Below are 13,135 nucleotides of genomic sequence, written 5' to 3' on the forward strand. Positions count from 1 at the left end.
GCGAGAAACAGATTGAAAAAATTATTTTGAATGAAATGAGAGTTGGAGGCAATGAGTGTGATCGTATTAGCGGGCACGATTGGTGCGGGAAAATCAAGTTTAACGGAAATGATTGCAAATCATCTGGGCAGTGAAGCCTTTTATGAATCGGTGGACAACAATGAAGTCTTGCCATTGTTTTACGCGGATCCTAATAAATATGCGTTTTTATTACAAATTTACTTTTTGAACAAGCGTTTTGATAGCATTAAACAAGCCCTACAAAATGAAGACAATGTGTTAGATCGCTCAATTTACGAGGATTCTTTGTTGTTTCATTTAAATGCTGACCTAGGTCGGGCAACAGAAACCGAAGTCAAAGTCTATGATGAACTTTTAGCCAATATGTTGGAAGAATTGCCTTATGCCGCCTACAAAAAGCACCCGGATCTGTTGGTACATATCAAAGTCTCCTTTGAAACCATGTTAGCCCGTATTGAAAAACGGGGCCGTCCTTTTGAACAATTGGACTACGATCCTTCATTGTATGATTACTATAAGGAATTAAACAGTCGCTACGACGCTTGGTTTGAGGCCTACAATGAAAGTCCTAAAATCCAAATCAACGGCGATTTGTTAAACTTTGTGGAAGATGAAAAAGCCGCAGAAGAAGTCTTGAAGCTGATTGATGAAAAATTAGCTGAAATGCGCCAAGGTAGTCCGGTGGCGTAAAAGAATAACACACCCCCCGTCTTGGTGAAGGCGGGGGTTTTTGCTAGAATAAAAAGAAAATGTAAAGTGAGGACACAAAGTCTGAAACAAAGAGGTGACCTATGAATTTTCAAACACCACGCTGTCAAATACGTTTTTTTCAAGAAAAAGATTTGGAGCGTTTTATGGCCTATCGCAACAATCTGGAATGGATGCAGTATCAAGGCTTTAAGGGCCTGAGTAAAGAAGAGTACGAGGCTTTTTTATTCACTTCAAGAAAATTGGAAGAAGGCCAGCAGTTTGCCATTGCGGACAAAACGAGGGATTTACTCATTGGAGATGTCTATTTGCAAAAAGCCGGGAGTGAGTATTGGTTGGGGTATACGATTCATCCAGATTTTGCCCGACAAGGTCTAGCCAGAGAAGTGGCCAGTGGTGTTTTGAAATGGTTGACAACCCAAGGGGCAACCCTGGTGAAAGCAGGAGTTATGCCGGAAAATCAGCCTTCGATTGATTTATTAGTATCTCTCGGCTTTACTTATTTGACAGAAGAGGATGGGGGATGGCTGTTTATTAAAAAACTTCTCCAGTGAAGGTAGCTGGGGCATTTTTTTCCGCCTTCTGGTACACTGAGTATAACGAACTTTGGGCAAAGGAGTGGGCAAGTGGAAAAAATGCGTAGTTTTAATGAAGGCAAGAGCACCTGGATTCAAGTGGATGAGCGGGACATGACGCGAATTGAGGCTTTGCAGGAAAAGTATCACCTTTCTGATGAAATGGTGCTGTATTCCTTGGATACCCATGAACGAGCCCGGGTGGAGTATGATAGCGAAACCGAGGCGGTGTTGGTGATTTTCAATGTGCCTCAAAAGCAAAAAGTGGAAAATCACTATGAAACCAGTCCCATGGCGTTTATTTTAAAAAAGGGAAGTATCTTTACTTTTACTAATCAAGAAACGAATTACGTCAATGAAATGATTGAAAAATTACTTCATCATAATCCCGGGCAAAGTCCCTATAGTTTGTTATTTCACACTTTGTTTTTAATCAGCAGTGCCTTTTATCCGCTGATTGAAGAAGTGAACAATGAGCGCACGCGCTTAAACGCCAAATTGCGAGAGCGTACCACCAATAAAAACTTGATTGCCATGAGTGACTTGGATATTGGCTTAATTTATTTGTTGACCGCCACCAAGCAAAATGCGGTTCTTTTGCAGCAGATGGGGATTCAACGGATGCATCGCTTATTAAATGATACGGAAAAAGAACAGCTGGAAGACGCGTTGATTGAAGCCAATCAGGCCATGGAAATGACCCAGCTGGCCTCACAAATTTTGGAGCAGCTTTCTGGTACCTATAACAATTTGTTGAACAACAATCTAAACGATACTATGAAATTTTTAACGGTGTGGTCGTTGCTTTTGACCGTACCTACCATCGTTACCGGCTTTTTTGGCATGAATGTGCCATTGCCTTTTTCTGATTCTACATTTGGGGCGGCCATTGCCATGTTGATTAGTTTGATTTTGGCGGTGTGGATGCTCGTGGCTATGTGGCGGCGGATAAAATAAAAAAGGGACCGTGATATAAGTATTCCCTAAATGATAAACAACGAACATTTAATTTTTATTGATAAAAAAGATTCGGATGATAAAAAATCGTGACAATTTTTGTGTCTTAGTCCGAAGAGAGAACATTACCATACGTGAAAAGAGAAAAAGCGAATTACGCTGCCTTAGCTTGATGAAATCAAGGTTAGGCAGCGTTTAAGATTTTTAGCAATGAAAAGAAGGGTATCTTCCAATGATTTTTAATGGAAGATACCCTTCTTTTGCTTGCGTCTCACGTTTGGTATTGTTCGGTTCGTAGGACGGTGACCCAACTTTTGTCACCCTTCCTTTTTAATAGGTTGAGGCATTATTCAATTACCAACCCCAGTCCAGCGGCAATGATCAAAGCTTGAGCAGGATTGACCACAAGACCTCGGAGTTGTTCCGGGGAAATCGAAATGGCTTCGAAATCACAGCTAGAAAGGTTCAGATTGTTTAATGTGGTATGGAGCCAATTGCTACGGGTTAGTTCACAGCCATTAAGTTCCAACGCTTTCCAAGTCAAGTCGTAAAAGTCTGTTTCCTTTAAGCGGCAGTCGTTAAAAGCCACATTTTTCAGATTGCTGTTGGAAAATGAGGCGTAATCGGCCAGACAGTCCACAAAGCGACAATCTCGCAAATAGCTTTCGGCAAAGTTCGCACCGGTAAGTTTGCATTGACGAAATTCCACTTGATGGAAACTAGCGCCTAAAAGCTCGCAATTGGAAAGGTCGCATTTGTCAAAAATTACATTTGCAGCTTGGAATCGTTCCAGGCGACTGTTTACTAGTTGGATATTTTTCAACTGGGATTCTTGGATAATTAGATTGTGGCAAGTGGTGTAACTTTGGTCGCTGTCTTTTAGGAAACCGTCTTGATACAGCGCTTCATCATCTAAGAAAAAATCCTGGGGTTTCAGTTCCCCTAGTTGGGGCGGGCTGATTTTTTGCTTTTTCATCGGATTAGTCCTTTCTTTTGGAAAATAATTACCTCCAGTGTACCATGAAGGGCTTTGCTAAAAGGGTTATTTTTAGCATTCAAGATAGAAAAAAGGAGTAAATGCGTATTTACGATTAGCGAAGCTTGATTCAAAGCTATACTTTTGACTGAGGGGGAGTACTGATGATTGTGACGTTTAATCAAATCGCCTATTTTAAACCTGAGACCACAGCGCGGCGTTTGAAAAAATATTATTACAGCGAAACCTGTCGGCCAGCAGTCTTTTTGAGCTATTTGCGCTTGATCAATGTGGTGGCACTACTCTGTCCAAATGTGAAAAAAGTATCGGTAGCCCTTTACCGTAAAGAAGTCCGGGAGTTATTTTTTACTCACCGAGATGATCCGAAAGTCGTTAAATACCTGTGGCGTTTTCGGCGCTTTTTTTCTGATGCAGAGTGTTGTTGTTTGTTGAAAAAGTCGGTATTAGAGATAGATTCGGTAGTTAAGAAAGAATATGCCACCGCATCTGTATTGCAACCTTCTAAAAAACGGTCAAAACGTTCTGTTTTTGCTGTCATTTTGCAAAAAATAACCGGTACTTTTCTGCCGTCCACTCTAGAATATTCAGAAAATTCCGTAAAAACAGTTGACATTGGGGAAGAATTTCGGTATTTTTGTACTAACGAGAAACCGACAACGGACAAACAGGTGATGAAAATGAAGGATAACGCAGCTATTTTTGGCTTATTATTATTATAAACTTGGACTCTTTTGGTACAATCAAAAAGAAGAGTCCTATTCGCATTGCATAAAGGAAAAAACCTTTGTGGAGTGCTTTTTTTATACTTTTTTATCGGGAAAGTAAAATTGGGGAGTCGGTTTTTTTAAAGGGGGAGAAATGTATGCGGAAGATTCAATTTTTTGATACGACCTTGCGGGATGGGGAGCAGACGCCAGGGGTTAACTTTAACACCAAAGAAAAGGTGCAAATCGCCTTACAGTTGGAAAAATGGGGGATTGATACCATCGAAGCAGGTTTTCCTATTGCTTCGCCGGGGGATTTTGAAGCGGTGAAAGCCATTGGACAAGCGGCTACGAAAATGACGGTAGCCGGCCTGGCTCGTTGCCAGAAAAAAGATATTGATCGGGTTTATGAAGCGCTAAAAGAGGCGAAGTATCCCCAGGTTCATGTCTTTTTGGCCACCAGTCCTGTGCATATGAAATACAAACTAAAAATGACGGAAGCAGAAGTATTGGCTTCCATTAAAGAGCATGTGACTTATGCGAAAGAACGCTTTGAAAAAGTTCAGTTTTCGCCAGAAGATGCGACGCGCACGGAGCGGGGCTTCTTATTAAAAGCCGTGCAAACCGCCATTGATGCGGGGGCGACAATTATCAATATTCCGGACACGGTAGGCTACAGCAATCCCACTGAATACGGTGCCCTTTTTGCTTATTTAATCGGCAATATCCAGTCGGAAGAGGAAATCATCTTTTCTTCTCACTGTCACGACGACTTAGGCATGGCCACCGCCAATGCGCTAGCTGCCATTGAAAATGGGGCCAACCGGGTGGAAGGTACGGTAAATGGAATCGGGGAGCGTGCGGGCAATACAGCATTAGAAGAAGTGGCAGTGGCTTTACACATCCGCAAAAATTATTACCAAGCAGAATCTGGGATTGTGTTAGCGGAAAGTAAACGGACTTCTGACATTGTCGCTCGTCTTTCTGGGGTGGCGGTACCCCGAAACAAAGCGGTGATTGGGGCCAATGCCTTTGCCCATGAGTCGGGGATTCACCAAGATGGCGTGTTGAAAAATCCAGAAACCTACGAAATTATCACCCCGCAATTAGTAGGGGTCAAAAACAATGCCCTCCCACTAGGCAAGCTTTCTGGACGCCATGCTTTTGTGACCAAACTAGAAGAGCTGGGCTATCACTTGTCGGAGGAAGGGTTAAAGACAGCTTTTCGTCGTTTTAAAGATTTAGCCGATAAGAAAAAACAGATCACCGACCAAGATTTGATTGCCCTTATGGCAGATGAAGTACGCACAGAAGAAGAGAGCGCACGCCTTGTTGGCCTGCAGTTGCAATATGTGTCTTGTGGCCGGCAAGGAGCGATTGTGACAGTGGAAGAAGAAGGGCAAACGCGGGAGGCTTCTGCCATTGGGGCCGGTTCGATTCAAGCGATTTACAATTCCATTGATCAAATTTTTGATCAACAGCCGAAACTGGTAAACTACGAGATTAATGCGTTGACCGCCGGAGAAGATGCCCAAGCCGAAGTTCATGTCTCGGTGGCATGTCCTAAGACCGGTAGACGAATTAACGGTATCGGGGTGGACTTTGACGTGCTAGAAGCTTCAGCAAAAGCGTATGTGCAGGCCAGTTCCCTTTTGAAAAAGGAGGCAAAATAAAATGAAGAAAAAAATTGTAGTATTAGCTGGTGACGGCATTGGACCAGAAATTATGACAGCAGCTTTAGCTGTTTTAGAAGCAGCAGCACCGGAAACTTTTGAATTTATCGAAAAACCTTTTGGCGGCGCCGGCATTGAAGCGGCCGGAGTAGGCTTGCCCCAGGAGACATTAGTTGCCTGTAAAACTGCCGATGCTATTTTGTTAGGGGCGATTGGCGGGCCAGCAGGGTCACCTTGGGAACAGGCCACTCAAACCCCAGAACAAGGGCTGTTAGCGTTACGCAAAGAGTTGAATCTCTTTGCTAATATCCGTCCCATTGCAGTACCGGATGCTTTATTGCCGTTGTCTCCTGTCAAAGAAGCCATCGTCCAAGGCACGGATTTTGTAGTGGTGCGGGAGTTGACCAGTGGGATTTACTTTGGGGAACCCCGGGAGTTTGGGGTGTCAGAAGCCTATGATACTTGTCGCTACACAGAAGCAGAAATTACCCGGATTGCCAAAATCGCCTTTGATATCGCTTCGACCCGAAAAAAACACGTGACTTCTGTAGACAAAGCCAATGTATTAGCCACTAGTAAACTGTGGCGAAAAACTGTGGAAAAAGTAGCACTGGACTATCCAGAAGTCACTTTGAGCCATCAATTAGTGGATTCTTGTGCCATGAAAATCGTGCAACAGCCTACAGAATTTGACGTAATTTTAACGGAAAACTTATTTGGGGATATTTTAAGCGATGAGGCCTCGGTCTTGCCGGGAACGCTGGGAGTCTTGCCCAGTGCCAGTCATTCTGATTCGGGAGTTTCTTTATACGAACCGATTCACGGTTCAGCGCCAGATATTGCTGGAAAAAATATTGCCAATCCTGCTTCCATGATTTTGTCAGTGGTCTTAATGTTACGGCAAAGTTTTGCTTTACAAGACTTGGCCGACCAGATTGAAAGTGCGGTGTATCATGTGATGAATGAAGGGATGGTCACCGGGGATTTAGGCGGTTCGGCTACGACTAGTGAATTTACCCAAGCGGTGATTGAGGCTTTGGGCCGCTAAGTTTTGCATAGGGGAGGAAATAAAATGGGAAAAACACTTTTTGACAAAGTTTGGGAGCGTCATGTGATTAAAGGAGACGATGGGGATGCCCAGTTGCTCTATGTGGATTTGATGTTGATTCATGAGGTGACTTCGCCCCAAGCCTTTGAAGGATTGCGAGAAGCGGGACGCAAGGTGCGCTGTCCTGAAAAAATCTTTGGCACTATGGATCACAATGTGCCCACAGTGGATATTCATAATATTACCGATGTGATTGCCAAAAAGCAGATTGACACATTGCGGGAAAATTGTGCTGAGTTTGGCGTAGAACTTTGCGACAATGGGTCCCAAAATCAAGGCATTGTGCATATGGTAGGACCAGAAGTAGGCTTAACCCAACCGGGAAAAGTCATTGTCTGTGGGGATTCCCACACCGCTACCCATGGCGCATTTGGAGCTTTGGCTTTTGGTATTGGCACTAGTGAAGTGGAGCATGTCTTTGCCACCCAGACGATTTGGCAACGCAAACCCAAACGCATGGGCATTGAAATTAGCGGGAAATTGCAGCCGGGGGTTTATGCCAAAGACGTGATTTTGGCATTGATTGCGAAATACGGCACGGACTTTGGCGTAGGCTATGGAGTGGAATTTTTCGGAGAGACGATTTCTGCCATGAGCATGGATGAGCGCATGACCATTTGCAACATGGCCATTGAAGGGGGCGCCAAAATGGGGATGATTGCCCCAGATCAAAAGACATTTGACTATGTGGCGAATCGGCGCTTTGCTCCAAAAAATTGGCAAGCAGCTGTGGCAGACTGGCAGACACTATACACCGATGAAGATGCAGAATTTGACCGGTTGTTGACCTTGGACGCTGGAAATCTAGCGCCTTTTGTCACTTGGGGGACCAATCCGGAAATGGGTGTTGCAGTCCACGACGCTTTTCCAGCTATTGCCGACCATAATGACGAGCTGGCCTATGAATACATGGAACTTATGCCCGGCCAAAAGCCTAGTGATATCCCGGTGGAATACGTCTTTATCGGCTCTTGTACCAATGGCCGTCTGTCGGATTTACAAGAAGCGGCCAAGATTATTGCCGGTCGTAAGATTAAAGACAGTGTGACGGGAATTGTGGTACCGGGATCTCGGCCGGTGAAAAAAGCCGCCGAAGCACTGGGCTTAGATCAAATCTTTCAAGCAGCCGGTTTTGAATGGCGGGAACCGGGCTGCTCCATGTGTTTGGGGATGAATCCCGATAAAGTGCCGGAATTTGTCCACTGTGCTTCCACCTCCAATCGGAATTTTGTGGGGCGCCAAGGGAAAAATTCTCGCACTCATCTCTGTTCCCCCGCTATGGCGGCCGCCGCGGCTTTGTATGGCCGCTTTGTAGATGTGCGAGAACTTGTAAAGGAGGGCGTTTAAATGAAGGCATTTACCGTTTATAAAGGAAAGACTGTGCCATTTATGAATGACAATGTGGACACGGATCAAATTATCCCTAAAAGTTATTTGAAACGAGTGGATAAAAAAGGCTTTGGGGAGTTTTTATTCGACGATTGGCGCTACTTGCCAGATCGCACGGCTAATCCAGATTTTGTCTTGAACGAACCCCAATATAAAGAAGCAACAATTTTGATTTCCGGGGATAACTTTGGTTCGGGGTCTTCTCGGGAACACGCGGCTTGGGCCTTGATGGATTACGGATTTAAAGCTGTAATTGCCGGGAGTTTCAGCGATATCTTCTATATGAATGCCACTAAAAATGGCTTATTGCCCATTGCACTACCTAAAGAAGTCCGGGACACCTTAGCAGCTTTTCCGGCAGATGTTAAAATTACAATTGATTTACCTGCTCAAGCAGTGAGGACAGAATCTGAGGTCTGGCATTTTGACATCGACAGCACATGGAAAGACAAACTGATTCACGGCTTGGATGAAATTGGCATTACCTTGCAAGATACCGATTTGATTACTGCCTATGAACAGACGAAAGTGCCCGCTTATTGGCGCTAAATGATATGAAAACAAAGGCCCGACCGCTGTTGGTCTGGCCTTTGTTTTGGTATAGTAAGAAAAAGGAGGGACGTCATGATTGAAATTCGCTTATTGACAGAAAAAGATGAGGCAGCAGTTCGCTTGCCTAATGAAGCTTTTTCTTTATTTGGTCGTTTACAGGTTAGCCATGATGAAACCGGCTGGCATGCGACTGAGGAACGCTTTAGCCCAGAAGATGTGAAAGAGCTAACTTTTCCCGATGAAAACTATGAGATTGAAAAAGTTTTAAAGGAAGGGCCGGCAGTAGGTGCTTTTGACGGTAAAAACTGTGTCGGCGTAGCAATTTTTACCGACGACTGGTTGAAATATCTGTATTTGTCGGATTTAAAAGTTGTCAGTGCTTATCGGGGACAGGGAATTGCCGAAAAAATGTTGGCCCTCGGTCTAAAAAAAGCCAAAGAAAAAGGCTATGCCGGCATTTGGACTATTGGCCAAGACAATAATCTGGCGGCTTGTCGTTTTTATTTGAAGATGGGCTTTGAAATCGGCGGCTTGGATACATTGATTTATCGTCATACCAAGCAAGCAGACAAAGCCAATGTGCATTTTTATTGGGAAGGGGAAAAATGAATTTCCGCTTTTTTCATGAAAAAAACTTGACATCATTTCCGAAATCTCGTATACTATAAAAGTTGAGAAATAAAGAAGGAGCACCCGCTTCTCGCCTGAGTGAAGAATTTTGCCGGGCTGATAGGTTTCAGACTACGTAGGTGTAGTGTGAGTTTGGGTGCGAGTTCGAATACGAACTCGTTTTTTTGTTTCTCTGAATATACCTGGAGGTGAATGACCATAGCAAAGGACATGATGGTAAACGACGGCATTCGAGCACGTGAGTTACGTTTGATCGATCAAAACGGTGAACAATTAGGTGTAAAATCCAAAGCAGAAGCCCTAGCAATCGCAGAGCGCTCTAACTTGGACGTAGTATTAGTGGCACCTAACGCAAAACCACCAGTTGCCCGGATCATGGATTATGGGAAGTACCGCTTCGAACAACAAAAGAAGGATCGGGAAGCCCGTAAGAAACAAAAAGTGATCAGCATCAAAGAAGTTCGCTTAAGCCCAACGATTGATGTAAATGATTTTAATACGAAACTGCGGAATGCACGTAAATTCCTTGAAAAAGGGGATAAGGTGAAAGCCTCCATCCGTTTTAAAGGTCGTGCCATTACCCATAAAGAGATTGGTCAGAAGGTCTTGGATCGCTTAGCCGAAGAAACAAATGATTTGGCAACAGTGGAACAAAAACCCAAAATGGACGGTCGTAGCATGTTTCTCGTATTGGCTCCAAAAGCCGATAATAAATAAACTGTCCCACGTACGATTTTTATTTGAGAATGCCAGCGCTGTTCAGTGATCTGTGCAGAATGCATATGCAATGAAATGTAGGAGGAATTAGTCATGCCAAAACAAAAAACACACCGCGGATTAGCAAAACGTGTAAAACGCACTGGCGGCGGAGGATTGAAACGTCACAGCGCCTTCACTAGTCACCGTTTCCACGGCAAAACCAAAAAACAACGTCGTCAATTGCGTAAAGCAAGCATGGTGTCAGCTGGCGATTACAAACGTATTCGTCAACAATTGTCACAAATGCGTTAAGACACCCTTAAAAGCAACATACAATTTGATTTAAATCTAGGAGGAATTCAACATGGCACGTGTTAAAGGTGGAACCGTAACTCGTCAACGTCGTAAAAAAGTGCTTAAGTTAGCGAAAGGCTACTACGGCTCAAAACATACATTATTCAAAACAGCTAAAGAACAAGTAATGAAATCTTACAGCTACGCATACCGGGATCGTCGTCAAAAGAAACGCGACTTCCGTAAATTGTGGATTGCTCGTATCAACGCAGCAGCTCGTATGAATGGTCTTAGCTACTCTAAAATGATGCACGGCTTGAAATTAGCTGAAATCGACATCAACCGCAAAATGTTAGCTGATCTTGCTGTTAACGATGCAGCAGCTTTCACTGCTTTAGCTGATTCAGCTAAAGATGCTTTGAACAAATAAGCAATTCATACTGTTCAATCAGTATTCGCCCCGCTCTTAGTGAGTGGGGTTTTTTATTTTGACCCAGAGATTAGTCGGTCATTGAGTAGAAATTTTTGGTAGAAGAACCATTGATAGTCTGTGGTAAAATGAGGAGACTAGTTCATGATTTTTCAGTTCTAATAAAATTACTGGAGAGTGATAGAATGGCAAAAATGGATGAGAATTTCGCTTTTTTAGTGCTGTCCATTGTGGCAGAAATTCCTTCAGGTAAAGTTGCTACCTATGGGCAAATTGCTGAACTAGCTGGTTATCCGCAAAATTCCCGCTTGGTAGGGCAAGTTTTGCGCCAAGCGAAGTATTACGGAAATTACCCTTGTCATCGAGTGGTCAATAGCCAAGGAAGATGTGCTCCAAATTGGCAGGAACAATCGGAACTATTGATTGCTGAAGGTGTGGGATTTACACCTAGCAATCGGGTGGCTTTGAAAGAGTTTCAGTGGCAAGGAGATTTTTGAAAGATAGCTGATAGAGAATTTGCCTACTAACGAGAGAAAAGTAGCTAGGAACAAAGAAAATTTGCAAAAAGGAATTGCAGTTTCGAGTGTAAGTTTTTTAGCCGATAGAATTATTGAATCCTTCTTTCCTTTTTTAAAACCATTGACAAGTAACTTTTTGCAAGCTAACATATGATTGTAAAAATAAATTACAAATACTGTGTACAAGGGTGTGCACTTAAAGGTAACGGTGCCTAAGGAGATAGTCTCTTTAGGCACTTTTTTTGGTTTGGAGGAAAGCCTATGAAAAAAATTATTTTAATGGGAGCAGTGGGCTGCGGCAAAACCACCCTTTGTCAAGCTTTAGGCAGTCAAATCAAATTTTCCGTCACTGGGGATGCTCGGTTTGTTTATGTGACTTATCCAGCTGATTGGCAGTCTCAATAAGACTTTCATTATCAGGGGATTATGTTACAATAAAGAAAACTAAATAAGAAACAGCTGTCTTAGGAAACGAGGTGCAAATCCTCGGCAGTCCCTTTCTACTGTGACATGGACGAAATCTCATTACTCACTGAGTTTACTTGGGAAGAGGAGAGTGTAGGATGAAGTGAAGTCAGGATATCTAGGATAGTTGGCACTGGGCATGATAACAGGGAGAGCTGTCTGGCATCTATTTTTCTTAATGAACGACTAGGCTGGGTTTTTCTTTGAAGATGGCTGCTGGAGGCACTCTGAGTTATTCGGAGTGTCTTTTTTAGGACTAAAATGAAAAGAGGAAGTATGATGAAAAAATTGAAGTTGTTCATGGGCGTTATCTTTACCGCCTTGGTGATGGTGGGGTTAGCTGCTTGTGGCAGTCAAAATGATACCAGTGATAGTACTACAGCTAGTACCAGCGTTGCAGCAAATGAAGTAGCCGTTACAGTGATTTTACAAGAAGATGGCAGTGAATTTGAAAACAAAGAAATCGCGGTGGCTAAGGATACTAGTTTATACGATGCCATGAAGGAAAACTTTGAAATCAAAGACGAAGATGGCTTTATTACCAGTATCGCAGGCAAAGAACAAGATGCCCCAGCCCAAAAATATTGGACGTTTACTCTAAATGAGGAACAAGTCAATGAAGGCGCCAAAGATGTAACCTTAAAAGACGGGGACAAAGTGATCTTTAATTTGGCAGCGATGTAAGAAATCATTGAGACATATGTTGGAAAAGGAGCGTTTTGGCTGTGGCTAAAACGCTCCTTTTGCTTTAATTCAGCGCTTTTTCAAATTTCAATACAGGGTAGCTAGTGGCGTCTAGCGGAAAAGTCCCTTTTCCGCTTTCTTGAAAGCCTAGTTTTCGCCAAAAAATAAGACCGGGTTGATTGTTTTGCAACACGGCTAAAATCAGTTTGGTGTAGCCTTGTTTCATCAGTTGGTCTTCTAGTCTGCTGACGATTTTGCGGCCGTGACCCCGACCTTTTTCTTTTACTAGCAAAAGCCCAAGAAAGGCTTCTTGTTTTTTGGGATAGTCTGTGAGGAGATCTAAGACCGCCACCGGGATTTCATTTTGACGAATTAATAAAAAATGCTTGTGGCTAAGATCAAGTCCTGTTGGTAAGCTACGAGCATCTTCGTGGATTTGTTCCATCGTCGGGATTTCTTTAGTTAAGGCAAAATAATCAGCATTTGCCAAGTAAATCAAAAAAGCTTCTGCTTGATTTGTAGCAGTGATTTGCTCATAGGAATAATTGTTATTCATCGGAAAACTCCTTTTTTAGGGGTTTTTCTTTAGTATGGGGTTATTTTTGCTTCAAGCCAAGGGGAAATGAGGAATTTCACAAAAAACATCAATTCTCGTCAAAAAAAGATTGCATTTTATCAGGGATTTGCCTAAACTAAGACGGTGATACTGATAATCATTCTCAATTACAAAG

At 43.1% G+C, this 13,135-nt stretch carries 17 protein-coding genes, 1 riboswitch and 1 other annotated feature; of the genes, 15 read left to right on the top strand and 2 right to left on the bottom strand.

The window, feature by feature from the left end; genetic code table 11:
• Nucleotides 1-51: 51 nt before the first annotated feature.
• From AB5754_RS02500 to AB5754_RS02510, 3 genes are all read left to right on the top strand, one after another.
• Nucleotides 52-711, top strand: coding sequence for a deoxynucleoside kinase (locus AB5754_RS02500; protein WP_368251686.1), 660 nt, complete (start codon nt 52-54; stop codon nt 709-711).
• Nucleotides 712-812: 101 nt separating this feature from the next.
• Nucleotides 813-1,283: a GNAT family N-acetyltransferase gene (locus AB5754_RS02505; RefSeq protein ID WP_368251687.1), complete on the top strand. Its 471-nt coding sequence runs from the start codon at nt 813-815 to the stop codon at nt 1,281-1,283.
• An 81-nt stretch (nt 1,284-1,364) separates the two neighbouring features.
• Nucleotides 1,365-2,261 carry a magnesium transporter CorA family protein gene (locus tag AB5754_RS02510; protein ID WP_311834435.1) on the top strand — a complete coding sequence of 299 codons (897 nt, stop codon included), beginning with the start codon at nt 1,365-1,367 and terminating at the stop codon, nt 2,259-2,261.
• Between the two features lie 346 nt (nt 2,262-2,607).
• Here the strand turns inward: AB5754_RS02510 and AB5754_RS02515 are convergent, their stop codons facing one another.
• On the bottom strand, nt 2,608-3,237 hold the full coding sequence (locus AB5754_RS02515; protein WP_368251803.1) for a pentapeptide repeat-containing protein: 630 nt from the start codon (nt 3,235-3,237) through the stop codon (nt 2,608-2,610).
• 164 nt (nt 3,238-3,401) lie between these two features.
• Between AB5754_RS02515 and AB5754_RS02520 the strand changes: the two genes are divergently transcribed.
• From AB5754_RS02520 to AB5754_RS02575, 12 genes are all read left to right on the top strand, one after another.
• Entirely contained in the window at nt 3,402-3,977 is a 576-nt protein-coding gene (locus tag AB5754_RS02520; RefSeq protein WP_368251802.1) for a hypothetical protein, read from the top strand.
• A gap of 143 nt (nt 3,978-4,120) precedes the next feature.
• The gene (locus tag AB5754_RS02525; RefSeq protein ID WP_368251801.1) at nt 4,121-5,635 is read left to right on the top strand and encodes a 2-isopropylmalate synthase; all 1,515 of its coding nucleotides are present in this window, start codon (nt 4,121-4,123) and stop codon (nt 5,633-5,635) included.
• A 1-nt stretch (nt 5,636) separates the two neighbouring features.
• On the top strand, nt 5,637-6,683 hold the full coding sequence (leuB, locus tag AB5754_RS02530) for a 3-isopropylmalate dehydrogenase (RefSeq protein ID WP_368251800.1): 1,047 nt from the start codon (nt 5,637-5,639) through the stop codon (nt 6,681-6,683).
• Nucleotides 6,684-6,707: 24 nt separating this feature from the next.
• Nucleotides 6,708-8,090 (top strand): 3-isopropylmalate dehydratase large subunit, encoded by a 1,383-nt coding sequence (leuC, locus tag AB5754_RS02535; RefSeq protein ID WP_368251799.1) that lies wholly within the window; start codon nt 6,708-6,710, stop codon nt 8,088-8,090.
• Nucleotides 8,091-8,681 carry a 3-isopropylmalate dehydratase small subunit gene (gene leuD, locus AB5754_RS02540; protein ID WP_368251798.1) on the top strand — a complete coding sequence of 197 codons (591 nt, stop codon included), beginning with the start codon at nt 8,091-8,093 and terminating at the stop codon, nt 8,679-8,681.
• A gap of 75 nt (nt 8,682-8,756) precedes the next feature.
• Nucleotides 8,757-9,293, top strand: coding sequence for a GNAT family N-acetyltransferase (locus tag AB5754_RS02545; protein ID WP_368251797.1), 537 nt, complete (start codon nt 8,757-8,759; stop codon nt 9,291-9,293).
• A gap of 66 nt (nt 9,294-9,359) precedes the next feature.
• Nucleotides 9,360-9,488, top strand: a sequence feature (ribosomal protein L20 leader region).
• An 18-nt stretch (nt 9,489-9,506) separates the two neighbouring features.
• Nucleotides 9,507-10,031, top strand: coding sequence for a translation initiation factor IF-3 (gene infC / locus AB5754_RS02550; protein ID WP_311834418.1), 525 nt, complete (start codon nt 9,507-9,509; stop codon nt 10,029-10,031).
• A 93-nt stretch (nt 10,032-10,124) separates the two neighbouring features.
• A complete protein-coding gene (rpmI, locus tag AB5754_RS02555; RefSeq protein ID WP_010754488.1) occupies nt 10,125-10,325 on the top strand; it encodes a 50S ribosomal protein L35 in 201 nt (66 codons plus the stop codon).
• 52 nt (nt 10,326-10,377) lie between these two features.
• Nucleotides 10,378-10,737, top strand: a complete 360-nt coding sequence (gene rplT / locus AB5754_RS02560) for a 50S ribosomal protein L20 (RefSeq protein ID WP_368251796.1) — start codon at nt 10,378-10,380, stop codon at nt 10,735-10,737.
• 185 nt (nt 10,738-10,922) lie between these two features.
• On the top strand, nt 10,923-11,234 hold the full coding sequence (locus tag AB5754_RS02565; protein WP_368251795.1) for an MGMT family protein: 312 nt from the start codon (nt 10,923-10,925) through the stop codon (nt 11,232-11,234).
• A 282-nt stretch (nt 11,235-11,516) separates the two neighbouring features.
• A complete protein-coding gene (locus AB5754_RS02570) occupies nt 11,517-11,660 on the top strand; it encodes a EutP/PduV family microcompartment system protein (RefSeq protein WP_368251794.1) in 144 nt (47 codons plus the stop codon).
• A 24-nt stretch (nt 11,661-11,684) separates the two neighbouring features.
• Nucleotides 11,685-11,857: riboswitch (cobalamin riboswitch) on the top strand.
• Between the two features lie 142 nt (nt 11,858-11,999).
• Nucleotides 12,000-12,404, top strand: coding sequence for a DUF4430 domain-containing protein (locus AB5754_RS02575; protein WP_368251793.1), 405 nt, complete (start codon nt 12,000-12,002; stop codon nt 12,402-12,404).
• A 64-nt stretch (nt 12,405-12,468) separates the two neighbouring features.
• Here AB5754_RS02575 and AB5754_RS02580 read toward each other — a convergent pair whose 3' ends face one another.
• Nucleotides 12,469-12,960 carry a GNAT family N-acetyltransferase gene (locus AB5754_RS02580; protein WP_368251791.1) on the bottom strand — a complete coding sequence of 164 codons (492 nt, stop codon included), beginning with the start codon at nt 12,958-12,960 and terminating at the stop codon, nt 12,469-12,471.
• Nucleotides 12,961-13,135: the final 175 nt, after the last annotated feature.

It is taken from the genome of Enterococcus sp. 2201sp1_2201st1_C11_2201SCRN_220225, from assembly GCF_040925905.1.
In the GTDB taxonomy this organism is placed as follows: Bacteria; Bacillota; Bacilli; order Lactobacillales; family Enterococcaceae; genus Enterococcus_C; species Enterococcus_C asini_A.

What these genes read in the sequence shown, in the direction of transcription:
- AB5754_RS02500 (WP_368251686.1), top strand. Translation starts at nt 52, where the DNA reads ATGAGTGTGATCGTATTAGCGGGCACGATTGGTGCGGGAAAATCAAGT.
- AB5754_RS02505 (WP_368251687.1), top strand. Translation starts at nt 813, where the DNA reads ATGAATTTTCAAACACCACGCTGTCAAATACGTTTTTTTCAAGAAAAA.
- AB5754_RS02510 (WP_311834435.1), top strand. Translation starts at nt 1,365, where the DNA reads ATGCGTAGTTTTAATGAAGGCAAGAGCACCTGGATTCAAGTGGATGAG.
- AB5754_RS02515 (WP_368251803.1), bottom strand. Translation starts at nt 3,237, where the DNA reads ATGAAAAAGCAAAAAATCAGCCCGCCCCAACTAGGGGAACTGAAACCC.
- AB5754_RS02520 (WP_368251802.1), top strand. Translation starts at nt 3,402, where the DNA reads ATGATTGTGACGTTTAATCAAATCGCCTATTTTAAACCTGAGACCACA.
- AB5754_RS02525 (WP_368251801.1), top strand. Translation starts at nt 4,121, where the DNA reads ATGCGGAAGATTCAATTTTTTGATACGACCTTGCGGGATGGGGAGCAG.
- leuB (WP_368251800.1), top strand. Translation starts at nt 5,637, where the DNA reads ATGAAGAAAAAAATTGTAGTATTAGCTGGTGACGGCATTGGACCAGAA.
- leuC (WP_368251799.1), top strand. Translation starts at nt 6,708, where the DNA reads ATGGGAAAAACACTTTTTGACAAAGTTTGGGAGCGTCATGTGATTAAA.
- leuD (WP_368251798.1), top strand. Translation starts at nt 8,091, where the DNA reads ATGAAGGCATTTACCGTTTATAAAGGAAAGACTGTGCCATTTATGAAT.
- AB5754_RS02545 (WP_368251797.1), top strand. Translation starts at nt 8,757, where the DNA reads ATGATTGAAATTCGCTTATTGACAGAAAAAGATGAGGCAGCAGTTCGC.
- infC (WP_311834418.1), top strand. Translation starts at nt 9,507, where the DNA reads ATGACCATAGCAAAGGACATGATGGTAAACGACGGCATTCGAGCACGT.
- rpmI (WP_010754488.1), top strand. Translation starts at nt 10,125, where the DNA reads ATGCCAAAACAAAAAACACACCGCGGATTAGCAAAACGTGTAAAACGC.
- rplT (WP_368251796.1), top strand. Translation starts at nt 10,378, where the DNA reads ATGGCACGTGTTAAAGGTGGAACCGTAACTCGTCAACGTCGTAAAAAA.
- AB5754_RS02565 (WP_368251795.1), top strand. Translation starts at nt 10,923, where the DNA reads ATGGCAAAAATGGATGAGAATTTCGCTTTTTTAGTGCTGTCCATTGTG.
- AB5754_RS02570 (WP_368251794.1), top strand. Translation starts at nt 11,517, where the DNA reads ATGAAAAAAATTATTTTAATGGGAGCAGTGGGCTGCGGCAAAACCACC.
- AB5754_RS02575 (WP_368251793.1), top strand. Translation starts at nt 12,000, where the DNA reads ATGAAAAAATTGAAGTTGTTCATGGGCGTTATCTTTACCGCCTTGGTG.
- AB5754_RS02580 (WP_368251791.1), bottom strand. Translation starts at nt 12,960, where the DNA reads ATGAATAACAATTATTCCTATGAGCAAATCACTGCTACAAATCAAGCA.